Source organism: Mesorhizobium sp. M7A.F.Ca.US.014.04.1.1 (genome assembly GCF_003998745.1).
In the GTDB taxonomy this organism is placed as follows: domain Bacteria; phylum Pseudomonadota; class Alphaproteobacteria; order Rhizobiales; family Rhizobiaceae; genus Mesorhizobium; species Mesorhizobium ciceri.
This window is the reverse complement of the sequence record NZ_RZRW01001365.1, coordinates 1-578: the sequence shown is the minus strand read 5'-3', so window position 1 is coordinate 578 and position 578 is coordinate 1. Positions and strand designations below refer to the sequence as shown.

Here is a 578-nt window from a genome sequence, read left to right as displayed (position 1 = left end):
GCGTCGTTGACCAGGGCTTCGACAAAGGCCCAGAAAAACAGAACCGCGACGACCAGCAATGCGGTGGCAAGCGGCGCCACGACAACGAAATTGTCGAGGTTGACGAAGCGGGTACCCTCGATTGTGGCACCGATCACGCCGAGCGCCGCCGCCACACCACGGTTTCCGTCGATGCAGATGAGCGCAAGCAGGGCGAAAACAATCGTCCAGTGCAAGGTCAGAAAAGGGGTCAGTACCTGTCGCATCGGTGTTCCTGCTTCGCAAAGCAGGAGACGGCCAATCTGAACCATTGCCTGCTTGCGCCGGGACAGTGGGCCTTGCCGCTCGCCATCGCAACGGAAACCATTTGTTAAGGTTAACGGAAATTAGCCATATGCGAGAGGATACGGACCAACGCCTCAAAACTGTGGATGGCGCCGGTTTTTGCGATGCTCGCGGCTCAGTTCACTGGCGGATAGAGCGTGTCGATGATCATGCGTGCATCGTGGCGCGAATCGATCATGCCATAGGGGTTGCGCCATTGGCCGGCCAATCGCGTCTCGACGAAAGCGTCGGCGATCCGCCCTGCCCCCAGACGG

1 pseudogene is annotated in these 578 nt (G+C 59.3%); it reads right to left on the bottom strand.

The window, feature by feature from the left end:
* Positions 1 to 245, bottom strand: a pseudogene (locus tag EOA22_RS36570) (hypothetical protein); the annotation flags it as partial.
* Positions 246 to 578 lie beyond the last annotated feature (333 nt).